21 protein-coding genes are annotated in these 24,843 nt (G+C 37.3%); 19 read left to right on the forward strand and 2 right to left on the reverse strand.

Annotation, left to right across the window (positions count from 1 at the left end; genetic code table 11):
• Positions 1 to 233: 233 nt before the first annotated feature.
• Positions 234 to 701: a divergent PAP2 family protein gene (locus tag MKY94_RS04765; RefSeq protein WP_151111049.1), complete on the forward strand. Its 468-nt coding sequence runs from the start codon at positions 234 to 236 to the stop codon at positions 699 to 701.
• Between the two features lie 96 nt (positions 702 to 797).
• Here MKY94_RS04765 and MKY94_RS04770 read toward each other — a convergent pair whose 3' ends face one another.
• A complete protein-coding gene (locus MKY94_RS04770; protein WP_144537386.1) occupies positions 798 to 1,277 on the reverse strand; it encodes a YusW family protein in 480 nt (159 codons plus the stop codon).
• 243 nt (positions 1,278 to 1,520) lie between these two features.
• Positions 1,521 to 2,006, reverse strand: a complete 486-nt coding sequence (locus MKY94_RS04775; protein WP_342578139.1) for a YusW family protein — start codon at positions 2,004 to 2,006, stop codon at positions 1,521 to 1,523.
• A 261-nt stretch (positions 2,007 to 2,267) separates the two neighbouring features.
• Between MKY94_RS04775 and ytxJ the strand changes: the two genes are divergently transcribed.
• The 18 genes from ytxJ (at position 2,268) to MKY94_RS04865 (ending at position 24,838) form a co-directional block, all read left to right on the forward strand.
• Positions 2,268 to 2,600 (forward strand): bacillithiol system redox-active protein YtxJ, encoded by a 333-nt coding sequence (ytxJ, locus tag MKY94_RS04780; RefSeq protein WP_342578140.1) that lies wholly within the window; start codon positions 2,268 to 2,270, stop codon positions 2,598 to 2,600.
• A 15-nt stretch (positions 2,601 to 2,615) separates the two neighbouring features.
• The gene (locus MKY94_RS04785; RefSeq protein WP_191696561.1) at positions 2,616 to 3,443 is read left to right on the forward strand and encodes an STAS domain-containing protein; all 828 of its coding nucleotides are present in this window, start codon (positions 2,616 to 2,618) and stop codon (positions 3,441 to 3,443) included.
• Between the two features lie 328 nt (positions 3,444 to 3,771).
• Complete coding sequence (locus tag MKY94_RS04790; protein WP_342578141.1) at positions 3,772 to 5,553, forward strand: mechanosensitive ion channel; 1,782 nt, start codon at positions 3,772 to 3,774, stop codon at positions 5,551 to 5,553.
• A gap of 239 nt (positions 5,554 to 5,792) precedes the next feature.
• Complete coding sequence (locus tag MKY94_RS04795; protein ID WP_342578142.1) at positions 5,793 to 6,941, forward strand: acyl-CoA dehydrogenase family protein; 1,149 nt, start codon at positions 5,793 to 5,795, stop codon at positions 6,939 to 6,941.
• A gap of 21 nt (positions 6,942 to 6,962) precedes the next feature.
• Positions 6,963 to 7,547, forward strand: a complete 585-nt coding sequence (locus tag MKY94_RS04800) for a TetR/AcrR family transcriptional regulator (RefSeq protein ID WP_225215874.1) — start codon at positions 6,963 to 6,965, stop codon at positions 7,545 to 7,547.
• A 31-nt stretch (positions 7,548 to 7,578) separates the two neighbouring features.
• Positions 7,579 to 9,075 (forward strand): long-chain fatty acid--CoA ligase, encoded by a 1,497-nt coding sequence (locus MKY94_RS04805; RefSeq protein WP_342578143.1) that lies wholly within the window; start codon positions 7,579 to 7,581, stop codon positions 9,073 to 9,075.
• Between the two features lie 9 nt (positions 9,076 to 9,084).
• On the forward strand, positions 9,085 to 10,269 hold the full coding sequence (locus MKY94_RS04810) for an acetyl-CoA C-acetyltransferase (protein ID WP_342578144.1): 1,185 nt from the start codon (positions 9,085 to 9,087) through the stop codon (positions 10,267 to 10,269).
• Between the two features lie 202 nt (positions 10,270 to 10,471).
• Positions 10,472 to 11,314 carry a 3-hydroxybutyryl-CoA dehydrogenase gene (locus tag MKY94_RS04815; protein ID WP_144537405.1) on the forward strand — a complete coding sequence of 281 codons (843 nt, stop codon included), beginning with the start codon at positions 10,472 to 10,474 and terminating at the stop codon, positions 11,312 to 11,314.
• 721 nt (positions 11,315 to 12,035) lie between these two features.
• Complete coding sequence (locus MKY94_RS04820; protein ID WP_144537407.1) at positions 12,036 to 12,329, forward strand: WXG100 family type VII secretion target; 294 nt, start codon at positions 12,036 to 12,038, stop codon at positions 12,327 to 12,329.
• Positions 12,330 to 12,443: 114 nt separating this feature from the next.
• Entirely contained in the window at positions 12,444 to 12,683 is a 240-nt protein-coding gene (locus MKY94_RS04825; RefSeq protein ID WP_151111032.1) for an EsaB/YukD family protein, read from the forward strand.
• Between the two features lie 12 nt (positions 12,684 to 12,695).
• Positions 12,696 to 13,934 carry a type VII secretion protein EssB gene (gene essB, locus MKY94_RS04830; protein ID WP_195761942.1) on the forward strand — a complete coding sequence of 413 codons (1,239 nt, stop codon included), beginning with the start codon at positions 12,696 to 12,698 and terminating at the stop codon, positions 13,932 to 13,934.
• A gap of 95 nt (positions 13,935 to 14,029) precedes the next feature.
• A complete protein-coding gene (essC, locus tag MKY94_RS04835) occupies positions 14,030 to 18,508 on the forward strand; it encodes a type VII secretion protein EssC (protein ID WP_342578145.1) in 4,479 nt (1,492 codons plus the stop codon).
• Entirely contained in the window at positions 18,505 to 21,354 is a 2,850-nt protein-coding gene (gene esaA / locus MKY94_RS04840; RefSeq protein WP_154311343.1) for a type VII secretion protein EsaA, read from the forward strand. The genes essC and esaA overlap by 4 nt, the downstream gene beginning before the upstream one ends.
• Positions 21,335 to 21,880, forward strand: a complete 546-nt coding sequence (essA, locus tag MKY94_RS04845; protein WP_151111024.1) for a type VII secretion protein EssA — start codon at positions 21,335 to 21,337, stop codon at positions 21,878 to 21,880. The genes esaA and essA overlap by 20 nt, the downstream gene beginning before the upstream one ends.
• Before the next feature lie 5 nt (positions 21,881 to 21,885).
• Positions 21,886 to 22,248, forward strand: coding sequence for a DUF5082 family protein (locus MKY94_RS04850; protein WP_225215872.1), 363 nt, complete (start codon positions 21,886 to 21,888; stop codon positions 22,246 to 22,248).
• A 16-nt stretch (positions 22,249 to 22,264) separates the two neighbouring features.
• Positions 22,265 to 22,561: a YwqI/YxiC family protein gene (locus tag MKY94_RS04855; RefSeq protein ID WP_144537419.1), complete on the forward strand. Its 297-nt coding sequence runs from the start codon at positions 22,265 to 22,267 to the stop codon at positions 22,559 to 22,561.
• Positions 22,558 to 24,042, forward strand: coding sequence for an LXG domain-containing protein (locus MKY94_RS04860; protein WP_342578146.1), 1,485 nt, complete (start codon positions 22,558 to 22,560; stop codon positions 24,040 to 24,042). The genes MKY94_RS04855 and MKY94_RS04860 overlap by 4 nt, the downstream gene beginning before the upstream one ends.
• A gap of 16 nt (positions 24,043 to 24,058) precedes the next feature.
• Positions 24,059 to 24,838, forward strand: a complete 780-nt coding sequence (locus MKY94_RS04865) for a hypothetical protein (protein ID WP_144537423.1) — start codon at positions 24,059 to 24,061, stop codon at positions 24,836 to 24,838.
• The last annotated feature ends 5 nt before the right edge of the window (positions 24,839 to 24,843 follow it).

Genomic DNA, 24,843 nt, shown 5'->3' on the forward strand with positions numbered 1-24,843 from the left:
AAGAAAGTAGAAATTGTATATCTTTTCACTCGAAGATAAATAGGAAGAAGCTAGTGATTGGAGAAATAATATTCGAGGTGAGCCTATTTAAATGTATAAGAGTTATATATATTTACGTGTTTCTTATAGCTGGAAAGATTATTTTTCTGTATATAGGGTACTTTAATAAGGCTATAATTATAATTAATTATTCTTAAAACAATAAAATACATAGTTCAATGGAGGTTGCATAGATGACAAAAATGAATCGAGGCATTATTACTGCTTTATCGGCAATAGGTTTGGCTCAAGGTTTAAAGGTGCTCACGCATAAAAAACTAACAGGGGAATGGGACATCAAGCAGGCATTTACAACAGGAGGAATGCCAAGCTCTCACTCAGCAGGTGTTGCAGCCCTTGCATCATATGTAGCAGCCAACAAAGGAACACGACACACAGAAACAGCCTTAGCCGTTGTTTTTGGTGCAATCGTCATGTACGACGCACAAGGTATTCGTCGTCACACTGGGGAAATTGCACAACTAGTTAACGACCTAGAGGACAATGTCGTGGCGCTTTCTGGAAATTTTCCAAGCTTCGAATTAGTTCAAAGAGAGGAAGAACTAAAAGAGCTACTAGGTCACCAACCAATCGAAGTGTTGGCGGGAGCAGCCCTAGGCACAGTATTTGGCATTGCATGCGCCCGTTTCGAAGACCGATAACCATGCCAAGTATATTACAGGTGCCTGGCACCTGTAATATACTTGAAATATAAAAAAGTGCCAAGGGGAAAAAATGTCCGCTTGGCACTTTGTATTTTAGTTAACTGTATAATTCATGGTTTCACCGTCATCGTATTGTACATCTAAGTTAAAGGCTGTATATTCATCTACTTCGAATGCTGCTGTAACCTGTTGCACAACTTCTTCGGTGTTCATGTCTTTTTTAAGGTTTAATTCCTTAAAGACTGGGTCTAGCGTTTCTGCAGCTCCATCACCTTCTGTATTTACAGCAGTATGCATATTTTTATACACTGCTGAAGAAGAATCTACTTTATATTCGACTATTACAGATTTCTGGTTATCAGGTGTATCAATGGTTAATGTAAATTCTTGAAATCCATAATCCGTTTCAGGTTCAGAAATAGCTTCTCCTGACTTTTCTTCTGGATTAGGTTCAACAACGTCCGATTTCAAGACATTTTCATCTTTGTCATCGTTATTATCACCACAAGCTCCTAACAACAAGGCAGTGGAAAATATAGATGCCATTATTAACGTTCGTTTTTTATATATCATTTAAATATTCCCTCCTAGAAGTTATAGTGCCTATTCTTTTAATATCCAAATATAATATAGGTTAAACAATTATTTACCATTTATTAATGAAGCTACTTTTAAAAACTATGGTCATAATCTGTAAAAGCGATAAAATAATTTCAGTAAAATGAGTTTTAGTTAGCTAATACGGATAATTAACCTGGTCACTAAAGTAAAAAAACTAGCATGGGAGATTCAAGATTTCTCCAAGCTAGGCTTGTTTTATTTTGTTCGATTATATTTAATTTCTTTTCCCTCCACATAGTCAATCTCCAATTCGAAGCTAGAATAATCTTCCGCTCCAAAAGTATTCATTACATGCTGAATAACTTCCTCTTCGCTCATCTCTTGATTTAACTGAAGCTCGATGAGAATGGGCTGTAAAAGAGCAAATGCAGGGTCTCCCTTAAGATCGGTAGAAGCATAATCATTACGATATATAGCCTCGGTTTCACCGTCTTTTTTATCAAACTCTGCTAGCACAGTTGCATCCTTATTTTCTTTTGTATAGATAGCTAGCTTAAATTTATTATATGGAAGATCTTTAATTTGCTCTTCCACATTAGCTGGCTGTTCAACAGTTGCATCTTGTTTTGGATCTGAAGCCATGCCTTCCGGAATTGCTTGAGTATCCTCTTTACTATCCCCACAACCTGAGAGCAACAAAGTAGAGATCAAAAATAATGAAGAAACTAAGCTATTTTTCATTGGTAAACCTCATTTCTAAAGTATTTAATATATATTTAATATTCTCTTCTTGATAGAGCCCTAAACAATAATTAATCAGGATAAATAATTTGTACAAATACTGTACCTTTTTTAACAGCAAAGAGCATAAGAATGAGTTTTGTTTGGGAGGATATTTTTATTACAAAGGTGTTACTGGTGCCAGGCACCAGTAACACCTTTGTAATAATTGTTTAAAGTGGCTAATGGAGGGTAAGAGTAAGGAATAAGGAAGGTGATTTAGTGTCCAATTTTAAGGAAATTACAAATATTGAAGAGTGGAAAGATGTGTTGGAACAGTCAAAAAGCCATAAGATATTAGTTTTAAAACATAGCACTACTTGTCCGGTTAGCGCTCATGCATATGCGGAGTTTACTTCTTTTGAATCGCCAGTGGAAAAATATTTAGTGAAGGTAATTGAAAGCAGGGCTGTGTCTAATGAGATAGAACATGATCTTGGAGTTAAACATGAGTCTCCACAGTCCTTTTTGATTGTAGATGGGAAGGCCTCCTGGGGGGCATCACATTGGAAGATTACAAAAAAGGAACTAGCTAACGCCACGGAATCTTTCTAGAGGGTGTGTACTTAAATGAACGAGATTTTAACAGTAAGCGAGTATTTAGTAAAAAATGCAGAATCCATTGGTGATGAGCTTACAGAACGAATATTAGCAGAATTAAATAGTATAGAAAAAAATATTAAGCTTGAACCCTATTTGATCAATAAAAATAAAAATCAACAGCTCATTGCCATTCTTGGTGATGCTTTAACTAAACCGAGAGCGCTTGCAGAGGAACAATTAGTTAGTTGGATTAAGGAAGTTAAAGAAGAAGGGATAGCAGATTTTTATAGCTTTTCTGCTTATATTAAGCCGAACGTGAAAAGTAAGTCTATCTTTTTGGAATATATCAATGAAGTGTGTTTAAAGCTAAAAATTTCAGCTGAAAACATAGTGAATATTAACAACCAAGTTAGCCATCTAATTGATGTGTGGCTCGTAGATAAGATGTATGCCTACGAGGGATTTAAAGACCAAATGATGAGAGAACATCAAAAAGCAATCAATGAATTAAGTGCTCCAATCGTTCCAATTCAAAGTGGAGTAGCAGTTCTTCCGCTTGTTGGAGCAATCGATTATATTCGTGTTCAGCATTTGTTATCTTATGTCCTTCCTACTATTCCCAACATGAATATTGATGTATTAATCATTGATTTTTCAGGTATTTTAACCATTGACGAAGAAATTGCCCAACATATCTTTGCTATTCACAATGTGCTTCAGCTACTTGGTATCAAAGTGCTGTTTACAGGAATCCGTCCTAACTTATCAATGGTAATTGTTAAAGCAGGTATAGATTTTTCTTCTTTTCAAACCTTTGGAAGTGTCAAACAAGCGATAGAAAGTGTAAAACTCTAATTCACCGTTCTACTGGAACGGTTTTTTTTGTTAGTATTTTTAATTGCAAGATGGAGATCAGTCTAAACTATTTTAAAAGTGTTTAATCGGTCTTAAGAAACTTTCTCTGTCCAAAGACATACAACTTCAAATAAGTTGGAATAAGGAAGAAAGAGGATTTGTTTTTGTACATAAAGCAATAAGAAAAGGGGGGAAATAGGTTTTCATTTTTGAATATAAAGTGGGGTATTTTTACTTTTAATAAATTATTGAGAATTTATAGTTTGAAGTATAAAGCTAAGGGTAATTGGTTATTGTGAACATTTAACAAACAAAAGGAGGACACAGAATGTTTGATGAATTCTATTGGAGGGACACTCTTCATTTCTTACCAGAGTTTTTATTAGCATTATTAGTCTTGTTAATAGGATTTTTTGTAGCCAAGCTACTAGAAAATGCTACGTTTAAGCTTTTAAGAAAATATCGAGTAAATGAACGTCTTGGAAATGTTAAAGGGGAGTGGTCAGTAGAGAAAATACTTAGCAAGGTAGTATTCTTTATTGTTCTAATCTTTGCATTTATTCTATTCTTCTCTATTCTAAACATGGGTACCTTAGTATCTCCATTTGTATCTATGTATTCAGGGATTACAGAAGCTATATTAAATATTTTAAAAGCAGGTCTCATCTTACTGTTTGCATGGGTTCTAGCTACGTTAGTTAAAAAAGTGATTAAAATGGTTGGTAATAAGTTTAGCCTAAATAAATACATTATGAAAACTGGAGGAGATCCTTCAAAGGTAGACCAAGTAAAATGGACAGATACTGCAGCGAATGTTGCGTATTATTTAATTTTCCTTTTATTCATTCCAGCAGTATTAAGTGCACTTGGAATTGATGGATTGAGTGGACCTTTTGAAGGTATGCTTGCTAGCTTCTTTAATTTCATTCCTAAATTAGTGTCGGCAGCAATCGTGTTTGCTATTGGATGGTTTGTGGCTAAGCTTGTTCGCACTTTAGTAGAAAAATTTCTACAGGCTGCTGGAGTAGATAAACTAGCAGACAAATTAAAGCTTTCTAGTTTCATAGAAGGTACAAGTATTTCTAAGATTGCAGGAATTATAGTATTCGTACTGATTATAATTCCAGTTTCAATTACAGCACTCGATATTTTAGATTTACAAGGAATATCACAACCAGCGATTGCAATGTTAAATAATATCTTAGCAATGCTACCTAAGATTTTCGTAGCAATTGTGCTTGTTCTTGTTGGTATTGTAGTTGCTAAGTGGATTAAAGATGTAGTTGTTACTTTACTGCAAAACCTAGGAATCAATTCTATCTTTGGCAAAATGGGCTTTTCTTCTACTGGAGGTTCAGCACCTTCGTTTGCGGGTATAATTGGTACTATCGTACAGGTTGTCATTATTTTATTGTTTGTTGTTGAAGCATTACAAGTGTTAGACCTAGAATTCATGGTAACCCTTGCTACGGCAATATTTGCTTATTTACCACATGTCATTGCAGCGGTAGTTATATTGGCGGTAGGCTTCTGGCTAGCTAATCTAGCAGAGAAATTAGTAGGAAGCGTGATGAAGCATTCTTCAGGAACTCCACATTTCTTACGCTACGTTGCTAAATATGCTATTCTAGCATTTGCGTTTTTCATGGCATTGAGTCAGCTAGGGATCGCAGCAGCAATCATTAACTCTGCTTTTATATTAATTCTTGGAGGAGTTGCACTAGCATTTGGCCTAGCGTTTGGTCTAGGTGGACGCGAGCACGCATCTCGTTACTTGAGTAAAATGGAAAAAAGCATTGAGGAAGCTGATGTTTCGAAGGAAAGATACGAAACAGAAAAAGAAGGCATAAAAGAATCATTTAAAGAGAATTTCCGCGATCCTTCAGAAGCGGAAAAGAGTTTAAAAAGAGGAAAAGGACCTCACATTGACGAGGTCAAACCAGTAGGTGATTTTGATCAGCAAACTGGCGAAGACCACCCAACTGGAAATCCTATGAAGCAAGCTCATGAAGAGGATTCTCCAAGCACAGGCTATAATATCCCATCAACGGATGACTTACATCCATATGAGGACTTGCCTCCAAATGATAATAATAAACCGAATAACTAAGCATTTTAGGAACACTCTAGCATTAATTGCTAGAGTGTTTTCTTGTGCAACAGATGATGCGATATTTTAAATGATTGATAGTGGGAGCTAGATTACAGATATATTACAGGTGCCAGGCACCTGTAATATATCTGTAATATTTGAACGGCGTTCAATTTTTAGTTTTATTTTGTTTCTCTAATCTATATAATAAATAATAATGACAATTTTCTGAATAATATAAAGAAGGGTGTGATTGAATGAAGGGTACGTTTTTAACAGAGGAGCATGAGCTGTTTCGAAAGTCTTTAAGGAAGATGTTAGATAAGGAGGCTTATCCTTTTTATGAGAAATGGGAGGCTGAGCGAGAGATACCTCGTTCCTTTTGGACTAAGATGGGGGAGAATGGTTTCTTGTGTCCTTGGGTCGATGAGACATATGGCGGATTAGGCTTGGATTTCTCTTATTCTATGGTGTTAATAGAAGAGTTGGAACGTGTTGGACAGGGTTTAGCTAGTGGTATGTGCCTCCATTCTGATATTGTAAGCCCTTACATCGCGGAGCTTGGAACAGAAGAGCAAAAGCAAAGATGGCTACCCGGTTGTGTTAGTGGGGAGCTAATAAATGCGATTGGTATGACTGAACCGGGTGCTGGCTCTGATTTGGCAGGCATCAAAACAACTGCACGTCGAAATGGTGACCATTATATCTTAAACGGAGAAAAGACCTTTATCACAAATGGTACGATAGCTGATTTTGCTATCGTGGTTTGTAAGACAGATCCAACAGCTCAGCCTGCCCACAGAGGTATTAGCTTACTTGTTGTGGAAAAGGGGATGGAGGGCTTCAAGCATGGAAAGAAGTTAGATAAAATTGGGATTCATAGTGGAGACACTGGTGAATTAATATTTGAGGACGTCAAAGTTCCCGTAGAAAATTTACTTGGGGAAGAGGGCAAAGGGTTTTATTATTTAATGCAAAACCTTCAACAAGAACGACTGATTGTGGCTAGTCAATGTCAGGTGGAAGCAGAGGAAATGCTTCGAATCACGATAGATTATGTAAAAAGTAGAAAAGCCTTTGGACAGTCTATTAGTAAATTTCAAAACACCCAATTTAAAATTGCTGAAATGGCAACGGAAATTGATATCGGAAGAACCTATATAAACCAATTGACAGCGCGTCATATTGATGGAGAAGATTTAGTCAAGGAAGTTTCTATGGCTAAATGGTGGATTAGTGAAATGGCAAAACGTGTTGCAGCAGAGTGCTTACATCTACACGGTGGCTACGGGTATATGGAAGAGTATGAGATTGCTAGAAGATATCGAGATATTCCAGTAGCTAGTATTTACGCCGGTACGACGGAGATTATGAAAACAATTATAGCTAAAAAGTTAGATCTATAAGGCATGCAAGGAGGTTCTATTTTGACGCTCTCTGAGAATAAAATCAGGAAGAAGAAAGAGGAAATTATCTTATCAGCGGTCAAAATTATGAATGAAAAGGGATATCAGCGAGCCACGATGGAAGAAATAGCTGCTGAGCTACAAATGACGAAGGGATCACTCTATTATTATTTTAAAAATAAGGAAGATCTTATTTTCCAATGTCATGAGCTAGTACTGGAACAAGCCATCGGAGAGCTTCGAGAGGTTTTTCATAATTGTATTTCTAATGAAGCAATACTTCGCCAAATGATTGCTGTTCATATTAAATATGCGGTGCTAGAGAAGGAATCCTTTAACATGATAATCAAGCCAGATGAAACATTTTCTACAGATCAGCTTCATCCGATTTTGAAGAAAAGAAATGAATACGCTAGTTGGTTCGATCGCGTTATTATAGCAGGAATTGACTGTGGAGAGTTTAGCATTAAAGAATCTAAGATGGCAAGAATGCTTTTATTGGGATCCTTAAACTGGATTCAGCAATGGTACAAGAAAGATGGAGAGAATTCTCTTTTAGAATTGCAAAATATTTATAGTGATTATTTATTGAAAGTAATGAAGTAAGTCTAATCAATTAAAAAGGGGATTGGTTAATATGTTTATTACTGAAAAATTGGCATGGCATGTAAAGGAGCAACCTAATCACATTATCACGCAATTCAATGGAAAAGAGACAACCTATAGGGAGTTTTATGAGCAAGCAAAACGTCTAGCTGGTTACTTTCAAGAAAAAGGCTATAAACAAGAGGATATTATCGCCCTATACCTACAAAACTCCGATTATTTTTTAGTTTGTTATTACGCATGTCAGCTAGGTGGTTTTACGGTGATGCCAGTCAACACCAAGTTAGCTGCTCCTGAGATAGAGTATATATTCAAGCATTCGGAGGCAAAGGCCCTTATATATGACGTTCGATTAGAATCTGTGCTAAATGAAATTACGGAGACATTTGAAAGTTTTCATGATGTACTTGAGGTTGGTGAAGATAATACGCTAGAAGCCATCCTTGGAGACTCGAGTATACAGATGAATGAAATACCACCAATGGAAGAGAAAACAAGTGTGATTTTTTATACTTCAGGAACTACTGGCAAGCCTAAAGGAGTTATGCTATCTGCTAAGAATGTATATTCGACGGCACAAATATGGGGAGAGGCAATGGAGCTGAATGGCAGGGATAGAATGCAAATAGTAGCTCCGCTGTTTCATTGTGCAGCAAGTCATGTATTTAGCATTCCAGTTATTTATGCGGGAGGAACTATTGTCATAGAAGAGGCTTTTTCTCCAGAGCAAGCGTTAAATACGATGGAGAAAGAGAAAATTACCATTTTCTTTGGCGTTCCAGCAATGTATAGCATTCTATTAAACACACCAAAAATTCAGCAGATGAAGCTTCCTCACTTAAGGTTATTGACTTATGGAGCTGCTCCTATGCCCTATGAACTTGTTCGAAAGGTGAAGGCTTTATTTCCAACGGTAAATGTACAAAATCTGTATGGTCAAACGGAAAACTCTCCAGCTGCAACTACGTTGAAGGACTATTATGCTTTGGAAAAAGTGGGTTCAGTTGGAGAACCTCTACCGCTGACCGAAGTTCAAGTTGTCGATGAGTTTGGTGAGTCTTTGCCGACTGGGCAGGTTGGAGAAATAGTTATAAAAGGTCCTCAGGTCATGAAGGGCTATTTAAAAAATGAGGAAGAGACAAACAGAGCTATCCAAAATGGCTGGCTATATAGCGGGGACCTTGGGAAGTTTGACGAAGAGGGTCTGCTTTATATTGTAGATCGTAAAAAGGATATGATCATTCGCAGTGGTGAAAACGTGTATCCAGTCGAGGTCGAAGAGGTATTGTATCAAATCCCTGAACTGCTAGAGGCTGCTGTAATAGGGGTCCCTCACCCGGTTTACGGAGAGGTTCCGAAGGCGTTTGCAGTGATTAAAGACGGTCAGCAAACTACGGAAGAAGAGGTTTTAGCTTTTTGTTCCAAACATTTAGCGAAATTTAAGATGCCAGCAGAGGTAGATTTCATTGATGGCTTACCTAGAAATGCAAGCGGAAAGGTTTTGAAGAATTCTCTTCGAAACGGTTAGGAGGAAAATATGAAAACAGTATTTTTAATTGATGGTGCAAGGACGGCTTTTACGAGTTTTGGTGGGTCCCTAGCAAGTGTAAAAGCGGATGATTTAGGAGCAGTAACTGCAAAAGAGGCGATGGAGCGGTCACAAGTTAAACCGGACCAAATAGATCATGTTATTTACGGAAATGTCATACATTCCAGCACCAACGCCGCTTTTCTTTCTCGACATATCGGTTTAAAAGCAGGAATACCAATTGAGGTTCCAGCCATGAATGTCAATCGCCTATGTGGCTCCGGTTGTCAATCTATTGTTTCTGCGGCTCAAATGATTTTGCTGGGAGAAGCTAATATAGTTCTTGCTGGTGGTGCAGAAAATATGTCGATGTCACCTTATACAAACTTTACTGCTAGATTTGGTGGTAGCAAAATGGGAACAATGAAGTACGAAGATATGGTACTGAGCACGTTAACGGATGAGTACATCGGAAGTGGTATGGGGTTGACTGCGGAGAAATTAGCAGAACAATACAGAACATCACGAGAAGAACAGGATGAGTTTGCTCTACTTAGTCAAAAACGTGCAACCTATGCACAAGAGTCTGGTAGATTTGCAGAGGAAATCGTAGGCGTTGAAGTATCGAGTAGAAAGGGCACAACTTTAGTCGATCAGGATGAGCATATTAAAGGTCAGGTAACTGCAGAAAAGCTCGCTTCATTAAAGCCTTCATTTCAGAAGGACGGTACAGTTACTGCTGGTAATGCAAGCGGCATTAATGATGGTGCTGCCTCAGTAGTGATTGCAAGCGGAGAAGCTGTAGATGAGCATGGTCTAAAGCCAATTGCAAAAATTGTGTCTTGGGGCATAGCTGGCGTAGACCCTTCCATAATGGGAATTGGACCCGTTCCAGCAATTAAACAAGCACTTTCTCGAGCAGATTTAACTTTAGAGGGTATGGATCTAGTAGAAATAAATGAAGCATTTGCCTCTCAATATTTAGCTGTGGAAAAAGAATTAGGTCTTAACAGAGAAAAGACTAACGTCAATGGGGGAGCAATTGCTTTGGGACATCCTGTTGGAGCGAGCGGAACACGTATCTTTATTTCTTTGGCATATGAGCTAAAAAGACGAGGGTTAAAGTATGGGATAGCCAGCCTTTGCATCGGTGGCGGTCAAGGTATTGCTATTATTATTGAAAATGTAAGCTAAGGAAGAAATTTATGCAAGGATTCTATAAGCTGTCCCTAGGGCTAATAATAATTTACCAATATTTATCATGTTTCGCTAGATAAGTATTTCTATTGGAAGTATAATAATATTATCGGGCAATTTTCTGATAATTGAAGTGGCTTTAAATAGTTATATCAAAAGAGAAGTTAGAAAGAACATCTTAGAGTTTTAGGAGGTAACCATGATGAAGATTGGTGTATTAGGAGCAGGAACCATGGGGAACGGAATCGCACAAGTGATGGCTTCAGCAGGGCATGAAGTGACGCTATGCGATATTGACAACGAAACACTGAGAACAGCAGCTTCCACGATTGATGCTAATTTATGGAGACTCTATAAAAAAGAGAACAAAGAGTTTAGTGAAATTGGACAGGTGCTAGGTAGAATCACATTTACAGCTGATAAAACAAAGCTAGTAGGGTTAGACATCGTAATAGAAGCTATATTAGAAAACAGCGAAATAAAGAAAAGAGTGTTTGCTGAATTAGATGTTATTTGTGATTCAAAGACAATTCTAGCTTCTAACACTTCAGGCCTTAGCATAACAGAAATAGGAGCAGCAACTGAGCGTCCGGACCGAGTGATCGGAATGCATTTCTTCAACCCAGTGCCTGTGATGAAGCTAGTAGAGATTATAAAAGGCTCTGATACAAGTGATGAGACGTATGAAATGGTGAAAGGGTTAGTCCAGCACATCGGGAAAGAAAGTATAACGATACAAGATGCTCCGTTATTTGTTGTTAACCGTATTCTAGTTCCTATGATCAATGAAGCAATTTTTGTCTTAGGCGAGGGAATCGCAACCGCTGAGGATATAGACAAAGGTATGATGCTTGGAACAAACCAACCAATCGGTCCACTAGCATTAGCTGATTTGATTGGTTTAGATACACTTTTATCAGTAGCAGAAACATTGTTTGAAGAAACTGGAGACAGCAAATACAGAGTCCCACCTCTACTTAGAAAAAATGTAAGGGCGGGTAAACTTGGTCGAAAAACTGGCAAAGGGTTCTATACTTACTAAATTAAAAACCATCATCTATTAAAAAATAGATGATGGTTTTTTCAGTTCTATATATTAAATAGATAATCGTGTCAGGAGTGTTACAGGTGCCTGGCACCTGTAACGATTTTGTAACATAAGGGTGTTTAGGGATTGAGTTTGTGTTGGGATTTGTCATAGGTTCAAGTATCTTTGAACTAAGATATTTGGGCGATGCTATATTACAGAAAATGAGGCAAATTACTTGGTTTATGTTAAGGATAATAAAATGTTGATATTTAGAAAAAGTTTTTATGGAGATAATAGCTAGAAATTTGTTATAAATTTTAATTATTAAAAAAACGTGACGAAAGTCTGTGAGTTATTAGTGCTAGAAATTAAAAATAGCAATTTTGGAATTCTTTGACTCCTTAAAAAGAGAATGTTATTTATTATATTAGGCAATGGAAATAATGTGTTTTATACCCCTTAAAAAATATTTTTATTAATAGGTTTATAGATTGCCAAACAGGGGGATAAGACTATAAGAATTGGATTTATTTAGTATAATTCATGGCAAAAAGTATCTAAAAGTAAAATATATCCATTTGCAAATATTTTATGTAAAATATTTGTAATCTAATTGGATAAAGGAGTAAAAAGAGGAAGTACCTGTGGAGGAACATAAAGAACTTCTTTACGTTAGCTATCACAGTTATTTTATAAATTGCTAAAAAACTTAAACACAAGGGAGATGTAATGAATGTCAGGAATTATTCGCGTAACACCAGCAGAATTGGATGCTATGTCATCACGTTACAGTCATGAGTCAAGTGAGGTTGCTTCTCAAATCGGCCGTTTGGACGGAATGATTGGCGAATTGCAATCCATGTGGGAGGGTGCTTCTAGTGCAGCCTTTGCAGAACAATATGAAAGACTTAAACCGCATTTCAACGATATGCGTGAGCTTTTAAGTGAGGTTAGTGTGCAATTAAGTCGTACTGGTCAAGCTCTTCAAGATGCTGACCAACAAATTGCTAGCCAAATCAGAGGGTAAGAGTTGCAATGTGAAGGATGAAAACATAGAGCGTCATTCCACTGCGGAAGGCGCTTTTCCTTCTTTTTCTTCTATTTTGGTTAGCTTTAATACTCTTTTCGAGAGGTGAGATTTGTGTATATAGAGATTACAGTAGACCTTTCTAAGTATAACGGGAAAATTATTGACCTCCGGCTATCCGATTATTACACGATGAAAAAAATGATTGATATTGCCTGGCAGGCTGCTTCCATCTCAGAACCAAAGCGAGAAGGGCATTGGATACGCGTGGTAAACAAAGATAAGTTGTTTCCAGGGCATTTAACTATGTCTGACTGTGGAATTACGACCGGCGATCGAATTGAAATCATTTAAGGAGAAATGGATATGGCCTCTAAAAAGAAAGAAAAGATTAAACAAAGAGCTAAAACAATTAAAACTTATACATATTTAAAAAACAGAACCGGTGCGGAAATAAATGAAGAATCAAATAAAACCACATTTGTATTCCAGAAGGAACGAGTTGCTTTTAAACGTACAGAGGAAATTATCTTCTTAAAAGAAGTAAATCCTAAAATATCTAAAGATATAGTTATCACAGATGACGAGCTAATTCTTCAGGCAATGATTCCAAAGGATTATATGCGTTTTAAAGACATTCAGAGGGAAGAGGAAAAATCCAGATGGATGCTTGGTTATCAGCTAGTAGAAAAAGTATACTCACATCCATATCCTCGATTAAATCTGATTGTATGTCCTGAAAATATTGTATATAGCAAGGCTGTTGAGCCGATGTTTCTCTACTACGGTGTTCTAGGGAGTCTTCCGCCATATGAAACGGATGAAGAGAGGCTTTGGCTAGAGACAAAAGCAGTAGTAGCAGCTGCAATTGATGGTTCATTTACCTTTGAAGAGTATTTAAAGTACTCCGAAATATTAGAGCTAAAAGAAATTGGAGCTACCATAATGGGGATGAAGAATAGTCAATCCCTTTTAGACTACATTGCAGAACAAATGGAACAACTAGAAATAAAAGAAAGGAGCAATGTAAAACTACCAAGAAAGAAATGGAATTGGACAAAATATTTAGCTATAGGTCTAGGCATTTTAATTCTTCCTGCAATCATATTTACTATTATTTATTTCGTACATGAAAAGCCTAAACATGAGGCATATACATTGAGTCACGAATACTTTCTTGGCCAGAATTATAGTCAGGTAGTGACATTATTAAGTCCATATAGCGTAAAAGGGATGCCTTATGTTGTTCTTTATGAGCTAGCTTACGCCTCTGTAACAAATGAAAGACTTGATGAGGAACAGAAGAAAAACGTACTATCCAATATCACGTTACAGACCGATTCCTCCTATTTAAAATATTGGATACATTTAGGGCGTGGGGAGGCAGAAGAGGCCGTTGACCTAGCGCGAGGAATGGAAGACGGTGAGTTAATTACATTTGGTTTATTAAAAAGACGTGAAGAAGTTAAGGCAGATAAGGATCTGAGTGGGGAAGAAATGCAAATACAGCTTAATGAAATAGATCAAGAGGTAGAAGAATACGAAAAATTAATGTTAGAAGCAGAAGAGGCTGAAAAAGAAGCGGAAGAAAATTCTAAGAACTAACATTGTAAATACGACATATAGCGTTCTATTCGTTTTATTATGTATTCAGTATTTGCTCGCACAAAATTATGAGTGATTGAAAGAAGGTGTTCAGATTGTTACAGCTATGGGTGTTTTATGGAGAAGATTATCAACGAATAGAACTAAAAGAAAAAGACTTCACAGCGCTTACCATTGGCCCAGCTATTGAGCACGATGTGACCGTACAAAACTTTCCGTTTCTTTTTGGAGAAATTAAGATAGAAAAAAAGGAAAATCGTTTAGTAGTTAACGATGGGTCCCAGGAGGTTGGTGAGTTAACAGATGAAAACAGTTTAACGATCGAGCAAAGAGAAAGATTTCTAAAGCTCTATATAACATCAGCTGCGCTCCAAGCAAAGACATACTATACCGACTATGAAAATGAGGTATCTTTTGACAGTAAAGGGGATAATGCAACGTTTTATCGTCATAATTTACAGTTTCCTGAGATAGAGCTTGGACATTTCTCTGTAAATAAAATTAATGATGGTTGGATAATAAAGAAGGATTTTCTTTGTCCCTTATATTTGAACGGAAAAAGATGTCAAGCAAATCAAATTATCCAATTAGGGGATGTCCTTCAATGGGCTTTCATGGAGATAAAGCTCGTTAAAAGGGATTTAATCGAGGTAGTTACTAGCTCAAACTATACAAGTTTACTACCTGAAATAGAGCTTCCCAAATCCGAAAGATATAGTATGTATCCTGAATATAGACGAACTCCTCGGATGATATATGACCTCCCGGAGGATAAAGTATCCATATCCTTTCCAGCTCAGGAAAGTGATTCAACAGGAAGAAGTTTGTTATTAACGATTGCCCTACCACTTGTAATGCTTATTGCGATAGGTACAATCACGATCTTTGTACCACGAGGACTATTTGTCATTATCTCCATTACGATGTTCATGGCGGTTCTTGTAACCTCGACGATTAACTATTTTAAGGAACGAAAAAAGCGAAAAGAAAACGAAGAGAAGCGAAGAAGAGTATATGCAGCGTATATGGCTAATTTGCGTGAAGAGTTGTATGAGCTCTCCGAAAAACAAAAATTTGTTTTAGAATATCATTTTCCTTCATTCGACGAAATGAAACAAATGACTGAGGAGTTATCCGGTCGTATTTGGGAAAAAAGCTTAGAGAGTCATGACTTCCTACAGTTTAGATTGGGTAAGGGGGATATTCCTTCTAGCTACGAGATAAAGCTTACATCAGGAGACCTGGCAAACAGAGAAGTCGATGATTTGTTAGAAGAGGCTCAAAGAATGGAAAAAGTATATCAAACGATTCCATCTGCGCCAGTCACAACTGACCTCCATAAAGGTATTTTAGGTTTGATAGGTAAGGAAAGTGTTATTAAACGCGAGCTTCAACAGATTATTGGACAATTGGCATTTGCTCATAGCTATCATGATATTCGTTTTATTAATATTTTTAAACATGAAGAATATGAGGATTATGAATGGATGAAGTGGCTTCCCCATTCCACCCTTCCAAATATGCACGCGAAAGGCTTGATCCATAACGAGGAAACTCGCGATCAACTTCTTTCTTCTCTATATGAAATAATTCGAGAACGCGACGTCGATGAGATGAAAGGGAAAGTGAGATTTGCTCCCCATCTTGTTTTTATCATCTCGGATACCTCCTTAATAGCGGAGCATGTCATTATGGAATATTTAGAGAAAAAAGACACGAGAGAATTAGGCTTCTCTGTTATTTTTGCGGAATCTGCTGAGGAACGAATGACTGAGAATGTTCATACACTTGTCCGATATGTAAATGAACAAGAAGGAGATATTTTAATAGAAGAAGGGAAGGCAGTTAACAAGCCATTTCATCTGGATGAGTACGATTCAGCTACGAATGAACGATTTTCTCGTATGCTAAGAACTTTAAATCATCAAATTGGGATGAAAAATTCTATTCCTAATTCTGTAAGTTTCTTAGAAATGTTCGACGTCAAAGATGTGGATGATATTCCGATTAGCCAATACTGGAAAATGAATGAATCAGCTAAATCATTAGCCGTTCCCATTGGATTAAAGGGTAAGAAAGAGCTTGTTCATTTAAATTTGCATGAAAAAGCTCATGGTCCCCATGGATTGTTGGCAGGGACGACAGGTTCTGGTAAAAGTGAATTCCTTCAAACATATATTTTATCGCTAGCAGTTCATTTCCACCCACATGAGGTTGCGTTTCTATTAATCGACTATAAAGGAGGAGGTATGGCTCAGCCATTTAAGAATATTCCTCACTTATTAGGAACAATCACAAATATTGAAGGTAGTAAGAACTTTAGTATGCGTGCCCTTGCTTCGATTAATAGCGAACTAAAGCGGAGACAGAGGCTCTTTGATCGCTATGAGGTTTCTCATATTGATGACTATACAACGCTTTATAAAAATGGTGTGGCATTAGAGCCTCTCCCGCACTTATTTCTTATTTCTGATGAGTTTGCGGAGCTAAAGAGTGAGGAGCCAGAATTTATTCGAGAGCTAGTAAGTACTGCTCGGATTGGGCGTAGCTTAGGAGTTCATCTAATACTGGCAACTCAAAAGCCTGGCGGGATTATTGATGAGCAAATTTGGAGTAACGCTCGTTTTCGTGTTGCTCTGAAGGTACAAGATGCAAATGATAGTAAAGAAATCCTAAAAAATAGTGATGCTGCTTCTATTACAGTCACAGGTAGAGGTTATTTGCAGGTAGGGAACAACGAGGTTTATGAGCTATTCCAATCGGCTTGGAGCGGGGCACCTTATATGGAGGAAACACTTGAAGGAGAAGAAGACATTGCTGTTGTAACTGATTTAGGACTCATTCCGCTTACCGGAATCGAAACGAAGGTAAGTAAGAAAAAAAGCAATATGACCGAAATCGAAGTAATGGCAGCTAAAATTGCACAAACGCAAGATGATATGTCAATTCAAAAGCTACAAAGTCCGTGGCTGCCTCCTTTAGCATTAAGAATCACCCCGTTCGAGTATGCAGAACCACAAAAGGATTCATTTTTGTTAGGTATGATTGATGAACCAGAAAAACAGGCACAAAATCCAATCTATTACGAGTGGAAGAAGGATGGGAATGTAGGTATTTTTGGTTCCTCTGGATATGGAAAATCGTATACCCTATTAAGAATCCTACTAGGCATAGCGCAGAATCTTAAACCTACAGAGGCTCATCTATATATTTTAGATTACGGAAATGGTTCCCTTCTTCCTTTAAAACGACTTCCGCATACGGCGGATTACTTTACCATGGATGAGGAATTAAAGCGTGACAAGCTAGTTAAGCTATTAAAAGATGAAATTTCCAATAGAAAGGTAGCCTTCCAAAATGCCGAGGTAAGCAATATCCATATGTACAATAAATTATCGGATACTCCTTTACCATTAATTTATGTTGCCGTGGATAATTACGATATTGTGCGTGAAGAAATGGAAGAGCTAGAAGCACAGCTGATACAGTTTGGTCGAGACGGTCAATCTTTAGGTATTCATCTTCTTATTTCCGCAACTAGAGTGCAATCGATCAGACAGTCTCTCATGAACAATTTAAAAACGAAAATAGTTCATTATCTAATGGATAACACGGAGTCTTACGGTGTAATCGGTAGAGTCCCATTTGACTTAGAGCCTTTCCCAGGGAGAGCCATTATTAAGAAGGAAGACGCTAAATTTGCACAGCTTTTCCTACCAGTGCAAGGGAAAGATGATTTTGAGGTACTTGAATCTTTAAAATCAGAAGTACAAACATTAAGAGCTGCTTATGCAAGTCAGCAAGGTCCTAAGCCTATACCAATGTTGCCGCTTGAGCTAAGCAGCAACAACTTCCAAAATTATCTAGAAGAAAAGCCTGCCCAAGGTATGGTTCCACTGGGCTTAGACGAAGAGACGGTTCGACCAATCATGATCAACTTCAAAAAGAATCGTCATCTAATGTTAATCGGACCTGTTCAACGAGGCAAAACGAACACAATCAAGTGGTTAATACACCAATTAATGGACCAAGAGAATGGTTTTGTTGCTATCTTTGATTCATTCGATCGGGGACTTGCAACTTTCTCAGACGATCCACAGGTGGAATATTTGGAAACGAAGGATCGATTGATCGAATGGATTGCACGCGTAGAGCAACATTACACAGAGGTAGAAAACAGTTATCTAGAGAGCTTACAAAATGGTCAATCACCAAAGATTATACCTGCTCACTTTATCATTGATGGCTATACAAGATTTTTACAGGTGGCAGATGTGGGCATCCAAGATCGCCTATCTAAGCTTATGAAGAAATATACACATCTAGGCTTTAATGTGATTGTATCTGCTAACAATTCAGAAATAACTAAGGGATTCGATGCGTTCACTAATGAATTGAAGCTAGTTCGACAAGGATTAGTCTTTATGAAAAAATCGGAGCAAACGCTATATACAGTTCCTTATGAAAGAAAAGAGGCTGAGCTGCCACTAGGCTATGCTCATTACGTATTCAATGGAAATGCTACAAAGGTTTTAATTCCGTTATGTAAGATGGAGAGGAAGATCACGCAATGAAAAACTTAAAAAGCTCGGGGTTGTGGAAAATAGTTGCTGGGATTGTTTTAATATTAGCTCTCCCTATTTTGTTCTTCCAACTGATGGGGGTCAGTATATTGGATTTGGATAACCCAAATAAACGGGTTATCGCAATTGTAAATGAGGACCAAGGTATTACAAAGGGGCAGGAGAATATTGACATGGGGGTAGAGGTAGTTACAATTCTAGCTACCGACTCACCATATGAATGGAAGGTAGTTGGTCGAGGGGCTGCTGAGAATGGGCTAAAATCCAATCAATATGAGGCAATCGTGTATATTCCTTCTAACTTTTCATCCAATATTATGTCCTATGATCAGCAAAACCCTGCCAAGGCAGAGTTTTCGTATAAAGTGCACTCTCAAAAGGCTGGTCTTCGTAAAGAGCGTGTACTACATGAAATAGAGTCAGCTAGCAATCGAGTGAATGAAAAAGTATCAACTCTATATTGGACGTATGTGGCTCAAGAGATGGATCACATCAAAAAGGAATTCGCCAACATTTTAGGTAAAGAGACTGAGTTTTTAACGACAATGTCTGATTACTATAAACCTGAATCTGAAACGCTTGCTGAGGAAATGAAACGACAAAAAGAGCAGATGGCCGGATTGCTTTCCACGATCAGCTCCGCAAATAATTCTCATGCATCTAGAATTCAAAACGCAGAGACCTTTGGTAACCAAATGGATGGATTTATAAGCTATGTTCAGCAATATAAAGTCTTCCAAGATAGCCAAAAAGAAATTTTGAAGCAGGTTCAGGATGATAGCTTGGCCAAGATAAAAGTAGCGGCATTTTCGCAGGCGGAGAAATTTAACAAAACAGTACAACAGCTTGAAGAAAGCAATGAAAAGTTAAACGATGAAATATATAAGGTCAATGAAATCATAGATGTCAATCAAGAAAAATTTAATGCTTTGTCTGAGCTACGAAAAGGTGAGGTAGACAGACAATTGAATGATCTGCTTGCCGTCCAAAAAACTGCAATTGATCGTTACAATTTCTCTGTTCTTAATAGTTTAGAAAAAGGAATTGAGGCTAGAAAGAATGGTACAGCTGTTTTAGGTCTAATGGATATTGGGACAGATCCACAGCAGCTAAATACAATTCGCGAAGAAATGGAGCGCAAGGCTGCAGCTAAGTCGGAAACTCTTCTTCCAGGCTTAGAGGAAGAGCGTACAAAGGTCAATGAAATTCTGACCGCGCTACAATCTTTAAAAACAAAAGTAGCAGAAACAGACCCTACTTCTACTTTAGTAACTGATTTAGAGCAGCTGCAAGGAGAGCTGACGAATGTTACTGCTCTTATTTCTCAAAAGGAAGGTATTTGGAATAACTCAAAGCAAGAAGGAACAAATGATTATGCTGCAGCAACTGAGGAATATAAAAATCTTTTAACTAACTATAATACGGTATATGGAGAATACAAATCCGTTCAACAAATCATCGACACCTATCCGGCTGATACAGTGAGATTGGGATTAGAGATTAGCCAAAAAGAAGAAGCTCTATTGAATCACGCTCAACTAACAGCAGAACAGAAAACTAGATTACAAGAATTATTTAGTAAAAGAGTTACCAATACGGAGCTAAGCTCTTTATTGTCCTATTACGCAACACTAGAGCAGTTCGAATTCACATTAAATGAAGGTGGAGATAGCGTCAATAAGGATGCACTGCTTGAGGATGAAATTTTAACTGCTTTACTAAAAAATGTCGTAGACGTAAATGATTTGGAATTAGAAAGCTGGACTGCGGTTGAAGAAAGTATTCCGCAAACGCAATTAGGTATGACAGACCTTAGCACAACGTTTGCGGCTATTATGTCAGGTCAAAGAGAAACGGTAGAAGAACAGCATTTATCACTACTCAATGATTTAGACACTATTGATAAGCAGGCAAATCTTTTGCTACAACAGATTCAAAACCCAGCTACTATGTTAGGCACTGGTGAGCCTCAACAAACGGTAGGTGAAGGAGAGGTTGTTTCTAGTCAACAAAATGTAAGTAATCAGCTTCTTTCACTTAGCGAAATGATGAACACCTTATCAGAGCGCCAGAATAACCTAGTGAATTATGCGAATGATTTACATGCTAAAGCAGATGATATTAAGTCAACTTCTAACGAGTTTAGTAGCAAATGGGAAACTAACGTGGATGCAATGACCGACTTTGATGGAGACATACAAAGTTTCCTAGCTAACACATATGTGGATGGACAGGAGAATGGATATGCATTTAACCATTTTGTTAATCCATTAGGAGTAAAAGGAGCAACTGCCGTATCAGAAGATGGACAAAAAGTTCCGCCAGTTATTTTATTTATCATATTACTCATTAGCAGTTTATTAATAGGGTATTTTACTTATCAATTAAAGGATGGGGCAATTGGGCTTCGCGTAGCGATGACGATAATTTTATCCGTTCTAGTAGGAATAATTATCAGCTTATACAGTGTCAATATGTATATTCTTAATGATGAACGTGCCATTCAGTGGACGATTTTTACAGTGCTATTGCTATTGGCAAGTGCTTCTATAGTTCGAGCGGCATTAGAATTTGGTCAGGCAGCAGGCTGGCTGGCTAGTATAGCACTTATGTGTGTGTATATCGTTCCTTTACTAATACTTGCAGTTCCAGATGTAAGTGTTCCAGATATTTTATCGAATGTATATTTATCTATTAAATATGAGGCAGACACAAACTTTTTGGTGGGAGTAATTATTACAGGCGCTATTGCTATAGTGATGCTAGTAATTTCGTATTTTGTGAGCAAGAATAATGGCCAAAATGCTACAACTGTAGATGAAGCCTATGAAAGCTAACAAAATTATTTTGATTATCTTCTGTGCAGCACTACTCTGTTTTTTTAAAAGTGGAGAAGTGCTAGCAGATGAAAATAAAACAATTGATGAATTAGAACCTTTGCTATATGAAAAATTAGAATTCAAGAAGAATACCGATTATCTACACGATGTAAAGAAGACCGAAATGAAAAATACTATTCCTGTTAAGCAATTTAATATCTATTTTGATGGTAGAAATAAGTTACCTGATCGAAACGACTCCTCGTTCTTATTTCAACATGCTGAAAGAGGAGAGAATAGTACGGTAGCAGCAAGATCGGTAGAATTAAAGCTATTTACTTCAGGCGACAAAGAGACAAAAGTACAAACGAACACCTCTTTTCAAGAGGAAGAAAGCTCAAGCAACAATCTTCTTATCTTCATTTTTCTTTCCATTATAGTCATTGGGATTATCATTCTTTTCACTGTATTTTTACCGAAGCTTGCTCAACCAGCAAATGGTGTTTCTAGAAGAAAAGATCAAAAACCTTTAGGAGAGGGGTAATAGAATTGATCGCACATTATTATGCCATGATAGCAAAAAAAGAAGAGGAAATAAGAAGATTGAACGAGTGTCAATCCTCTTTAACTGGAAAACAATCTGAGTTTACATCGAATGAACCGAAATGTATGGAACCGGAGTTAACTACTACAACCTGGTACGGGACGCTAGCCACTGCTTTTGATGAAATACGTGAGTCAGGAATAAAGGCTCCTTACCAAGAAATTATTGGGACGCAATTTAGCGCGGTGTTTAGCGCAATTTCAGCTAAAATAGCAGAAATTCAAGCAGAAATTGCCGCTCTAAGGGCAACAATCGCAAGAATAGCGGCGGAGGAAGCTGCTAATCCGGGAAGATATACAGGAGTATAACAAAGGAGGTCTTTTTATGACTGAGGTAAAAATTGTCTACGCTGATGTAGAAAATCAGTTAAAGGAAATGACGGCTGCAAATGAGGGACTAAATCCTACAAAAGAGTCGCCCATTGAAGGAAATGTATTAGATGTCGTTGATAAACTAAATGAACTTTCTACAAATCTAGAAACCTTATTGACTAAATACCAGAATTTATTGAATGAAAATATCCTTACTACTACTAGTTCTGTTGAATTTATGAAGGAAACGGATGAAACATTATCCACGGGTATCAAAGGCTCTGGAGGATATAGGATGTTGGCGCAATGAAGGTACTAGATGTAGATTTACTTCAAACTGGTATAAAGAGCAATTTGGATATGTTGACTCGTTTGGAAGAAGAAATAAAAGAAATAGAGAAGACTATAACAGGCTTAGTGGGAATGGATAGTAGTCTAAAAGGGCAGGGTGGAGAAGCTATTCGCTCCTATTACAATGATTGCCATCTTCCTTTTCTGAAATTCTTTTTACAATTTAAACAAAATTTTAAAACAAAGCTTGACCAGCTAAAATCTGCTTTAGATTCATTGGAGCCAGACACAGAGGGGTATATTCAGGAAAGTTTCCTTTTAAATGAGGTAGAAGAAGGATTAGCTGAAATATCTAGAATTACTGGTAATTTAACAGATGAGTCCAATGCCATAATGGACCAGGTGTCCGATATTGTGGCACTTCCTCATTTAGATGATAGTGACGTTCAGCAAGGGGTCATCGATTCTAGAAAAAAGAAAGATGACACAATAACTGACTTGAATGAGTTTGACTCAACTCAAGTATCCTCTATGCTATCAGTCGAATCGAATATAAAAACAATGGATACATGGTTACAGGAAATGGAAGGAATGATGAGCTCAGGGCTCTCCGACATTCATTTTCCTGCGGAAGCTTGGGCTCAATATACGGCTTATACCCCAATTTTGAATAATCTATCGAGCAGTGTAAACGATCCAGGTTCTGTAGCGGAAAAAGATGCTTCTGAAAGTACTGGGGATGTTTCAAAAGATGGTAATTTTAGTGAGTATGTAGGTCATTATGGTAATGCTAGCACTATCATAACTGACACTAAATCGGGTATTCACATGTATAATGCTACTAAAAACGGGCAACTATCTACTTCTAGGCATTTTGTTCCTGAATATGGTAAAACTTCCTACCGAATTAATGCTAGTGCTACAGCTATGGGGAAATTAGGTTTTCCTAATGAATCTGGAGGAATGCTTAAATATGCTGGAAAGAAACCTGGACAGTCAGGCTGGTCAGCAAAAGGAGAAATGGTTTTAGAAAAACATCCCCATCTTCGGTATTGGGGAGATAGTGCCACTTTTGGTGAGAAGGTAAAGACCGTTGGTTCTGCAACGTTTAAAGGAGCTGGAACTGGTTTTACTGATTTAGTAGACTTTAAAGGAGTTACACAAAATGGTGTGGCAAAAGGATTACTAAAAGGAGCTACTAAAGGAGTTGCCCCTCTTACTGCTGCGTTGAGTTTTAATGATAATTATAATACCGCTAAGGATGATGGATTGAGTGGAGGAGAAGCCGTAGCAAGAGCTACAGCAGATACCGCTGCTGATGTCGCGATTGGGAGTGCCATTCAAGTAGGCCTGACTGCAGCTGGTACTGCATTTATACCAATACCAGGATTAGGAACATTTGTTGGAGCAATAGCAGGAGTTGGGGTCAATATGTTACTAAACGCTAAAGGGAAAGATGGTAAATCCGCTTTGGATACACTGAAGGGGTGGTTCCATTAAGAAAGAGGAGAGAAATTTGGCAAGTAGGTTAAAGGAAGAGGATTTTGAGGTATTAAGGATTCCTTTAGAGTCCGGGAGACAAGGGCCAGCTCAATTGGCAGTAGCATTAATTTTAGGGGCAATTTTTATGCCACTGATATATGCTTTAGAATACTATGTGGCATCATACGATAGTATTTTTCCTTATAAACAGGAAATTCTGAATGTGCACTTTTGGTTTACAATTATTTTAGCCGCTTTGTCAATTGTTTATGCTATTCCATTCATTTATCGTAGAAGCCAAAAATTCCAATATTTATTAAGCATACTAGTTTCTCAAAATCTTTTTACATTTCCCTTATTTATTTGTGCTTTATTTTTCATCGGGAGAGACGGAGAAGGGATGAAGGCTACGCCTGAATCTCTTCTAAACTTTACATATGTTTTATTATTTATTGGTTTACTGGTTTTTGTTGTAACATTTATAAGATTTTATATTTTATTAAGAAAAGGGCAGTATAGAAAGGGTTCTCGTAAAGAGCAACTTCGAACAAAATTTGAGAAGAAGTCCTTGTTATCTACTGCTATATTTGTGGGAATTGGTTTAGTATTGGTTCTCCAATTTATCATTAGGAAATCTGCTATCAATGATTTCAATATGTACGGTGTAGTCCTAATTGGTATAACTCTTTTTTATGTTATGCTTTTTATTCTTCCGGAGCAGCTTATTATTCTATATTGTAAAATGCGTTTTAAAAGCTTTAATTATAATGAACGTGGTTATTTAAATGGTTTGGAAACTGATCTGAGAGGGTGAACTTG

It is taken from the genome of Psychrobacillus sp. FSL K6-2843 (genome assembly GCF_038626375.1).
GTDB classification, from domain to species: domain Bacteria; phylum Bacillota; class Bacilli; order Bacillales_A; family Planococcaceae; genus Psychrobacillus; species Psychrobacillus faecigallinarum.

Bases quoted from the DNA above. Each gene is read 5' to 3' on its own strand.
- MKY94_RS04855 (WP_144537419.1), top strand. From the start codon at position 22,265: ATGACTGAGGTAAAAATTGTCTACGCTGATGTAGAAAATCAGTTAAAG.
- MKY94_RS04820 (WP_144537407.1), top strand. From the start codon at position 12,036: ATGTCAGGAATTATTCGCGTAACACCAGCAGAATTGGATGCTATGTCA.
- MKY94_RS04775 (WP_342578139.1), bottom strand. From the start codon at position 2,006: ATGAAAAATAGCTTAGTTTCTTCATTATTTTTGATCTCTACTTTGTTG.
- MKY94_RS04770 (WP_144537386.1), bottom strand. From the start codon at position 1,277: ATGATATATAAAAAACGAACGTTAATAATGGCATCTATATTTTCCACT.
- essB (WP_195761942.1), top strand. From the start codon at position 12,696: ATGGCCTCTAAAAAGAAAGAAAAGATTAAACAAAGAGCTAAAACAATT.
- MKY94_RS04810 (WP_342578144.1), top strand. From the start codon at position 9,085: ATGAAAACAGTATTTTTAATTGATGGTGCAAGGACGGCTTTTACGAGT.
- MKY94_RS04795 (WP_342578142.1), top strand. From the start codon at position 5,793: ATGAAGGGTACGTTTTTAACAGAGGAGCATGAGCTGTTTCGAAAGTCT.
- esaA (WP_154311343.1), top strand. From the start codon at position 18,505: ATGAAAAACTTAAAAAGCTCGGGGTTGTGGAAAATAGTTGCTGGGATT.
- MKY94_RS04765 (WP_151111049.1), top strand. From the start codon at position 234: ATGACAAAAATGAATCGAGGCATTATTACTGCTTTATCGGCAATAGGT.
- MKY94_RS04805 (WP_342578143.1), top strand. From the start codon at position 7,579: ATGTTTATTACTGAAAAATTGGCATGGCATGTAAAGGAGCAACCTAAT.
- MKY94_RS04815 (WP_144537405.1), top strand. From the start codon at position 10,472: ATGATGAAGATTGGTGTATTAGGAGCAGGAACCATGGGGAACGGAATC.
- MKY94_RS04785 (WP_191696561.1), top strand. From the start codon at position 2,616: ATGAACGAGATTTTAACAGTAAGCGAGTATTTAGTAAAAAATGCAGAA.
- MKY94_RS04790 (WP_342578141.1), top strand. From the start codon at position 3,772: ATGTTTGATGAATTCTATTGGAGGGACACTCTTCATTTCTTACCAGAG.
- essA (WP_151111024.1), top strand. From the start codon at position 21,335: ATGAAGCCTATGAAAGCTAACAAAATTATTTTGATTATCTTCTGTGCA.
- MKY94_RS04860 (WP_342578146.1), top strand. From the start codon at position 22,558: ATGAAGGTACTAGATGTAGATTTACTTCAAACTGGTATAAAGAGCAAT.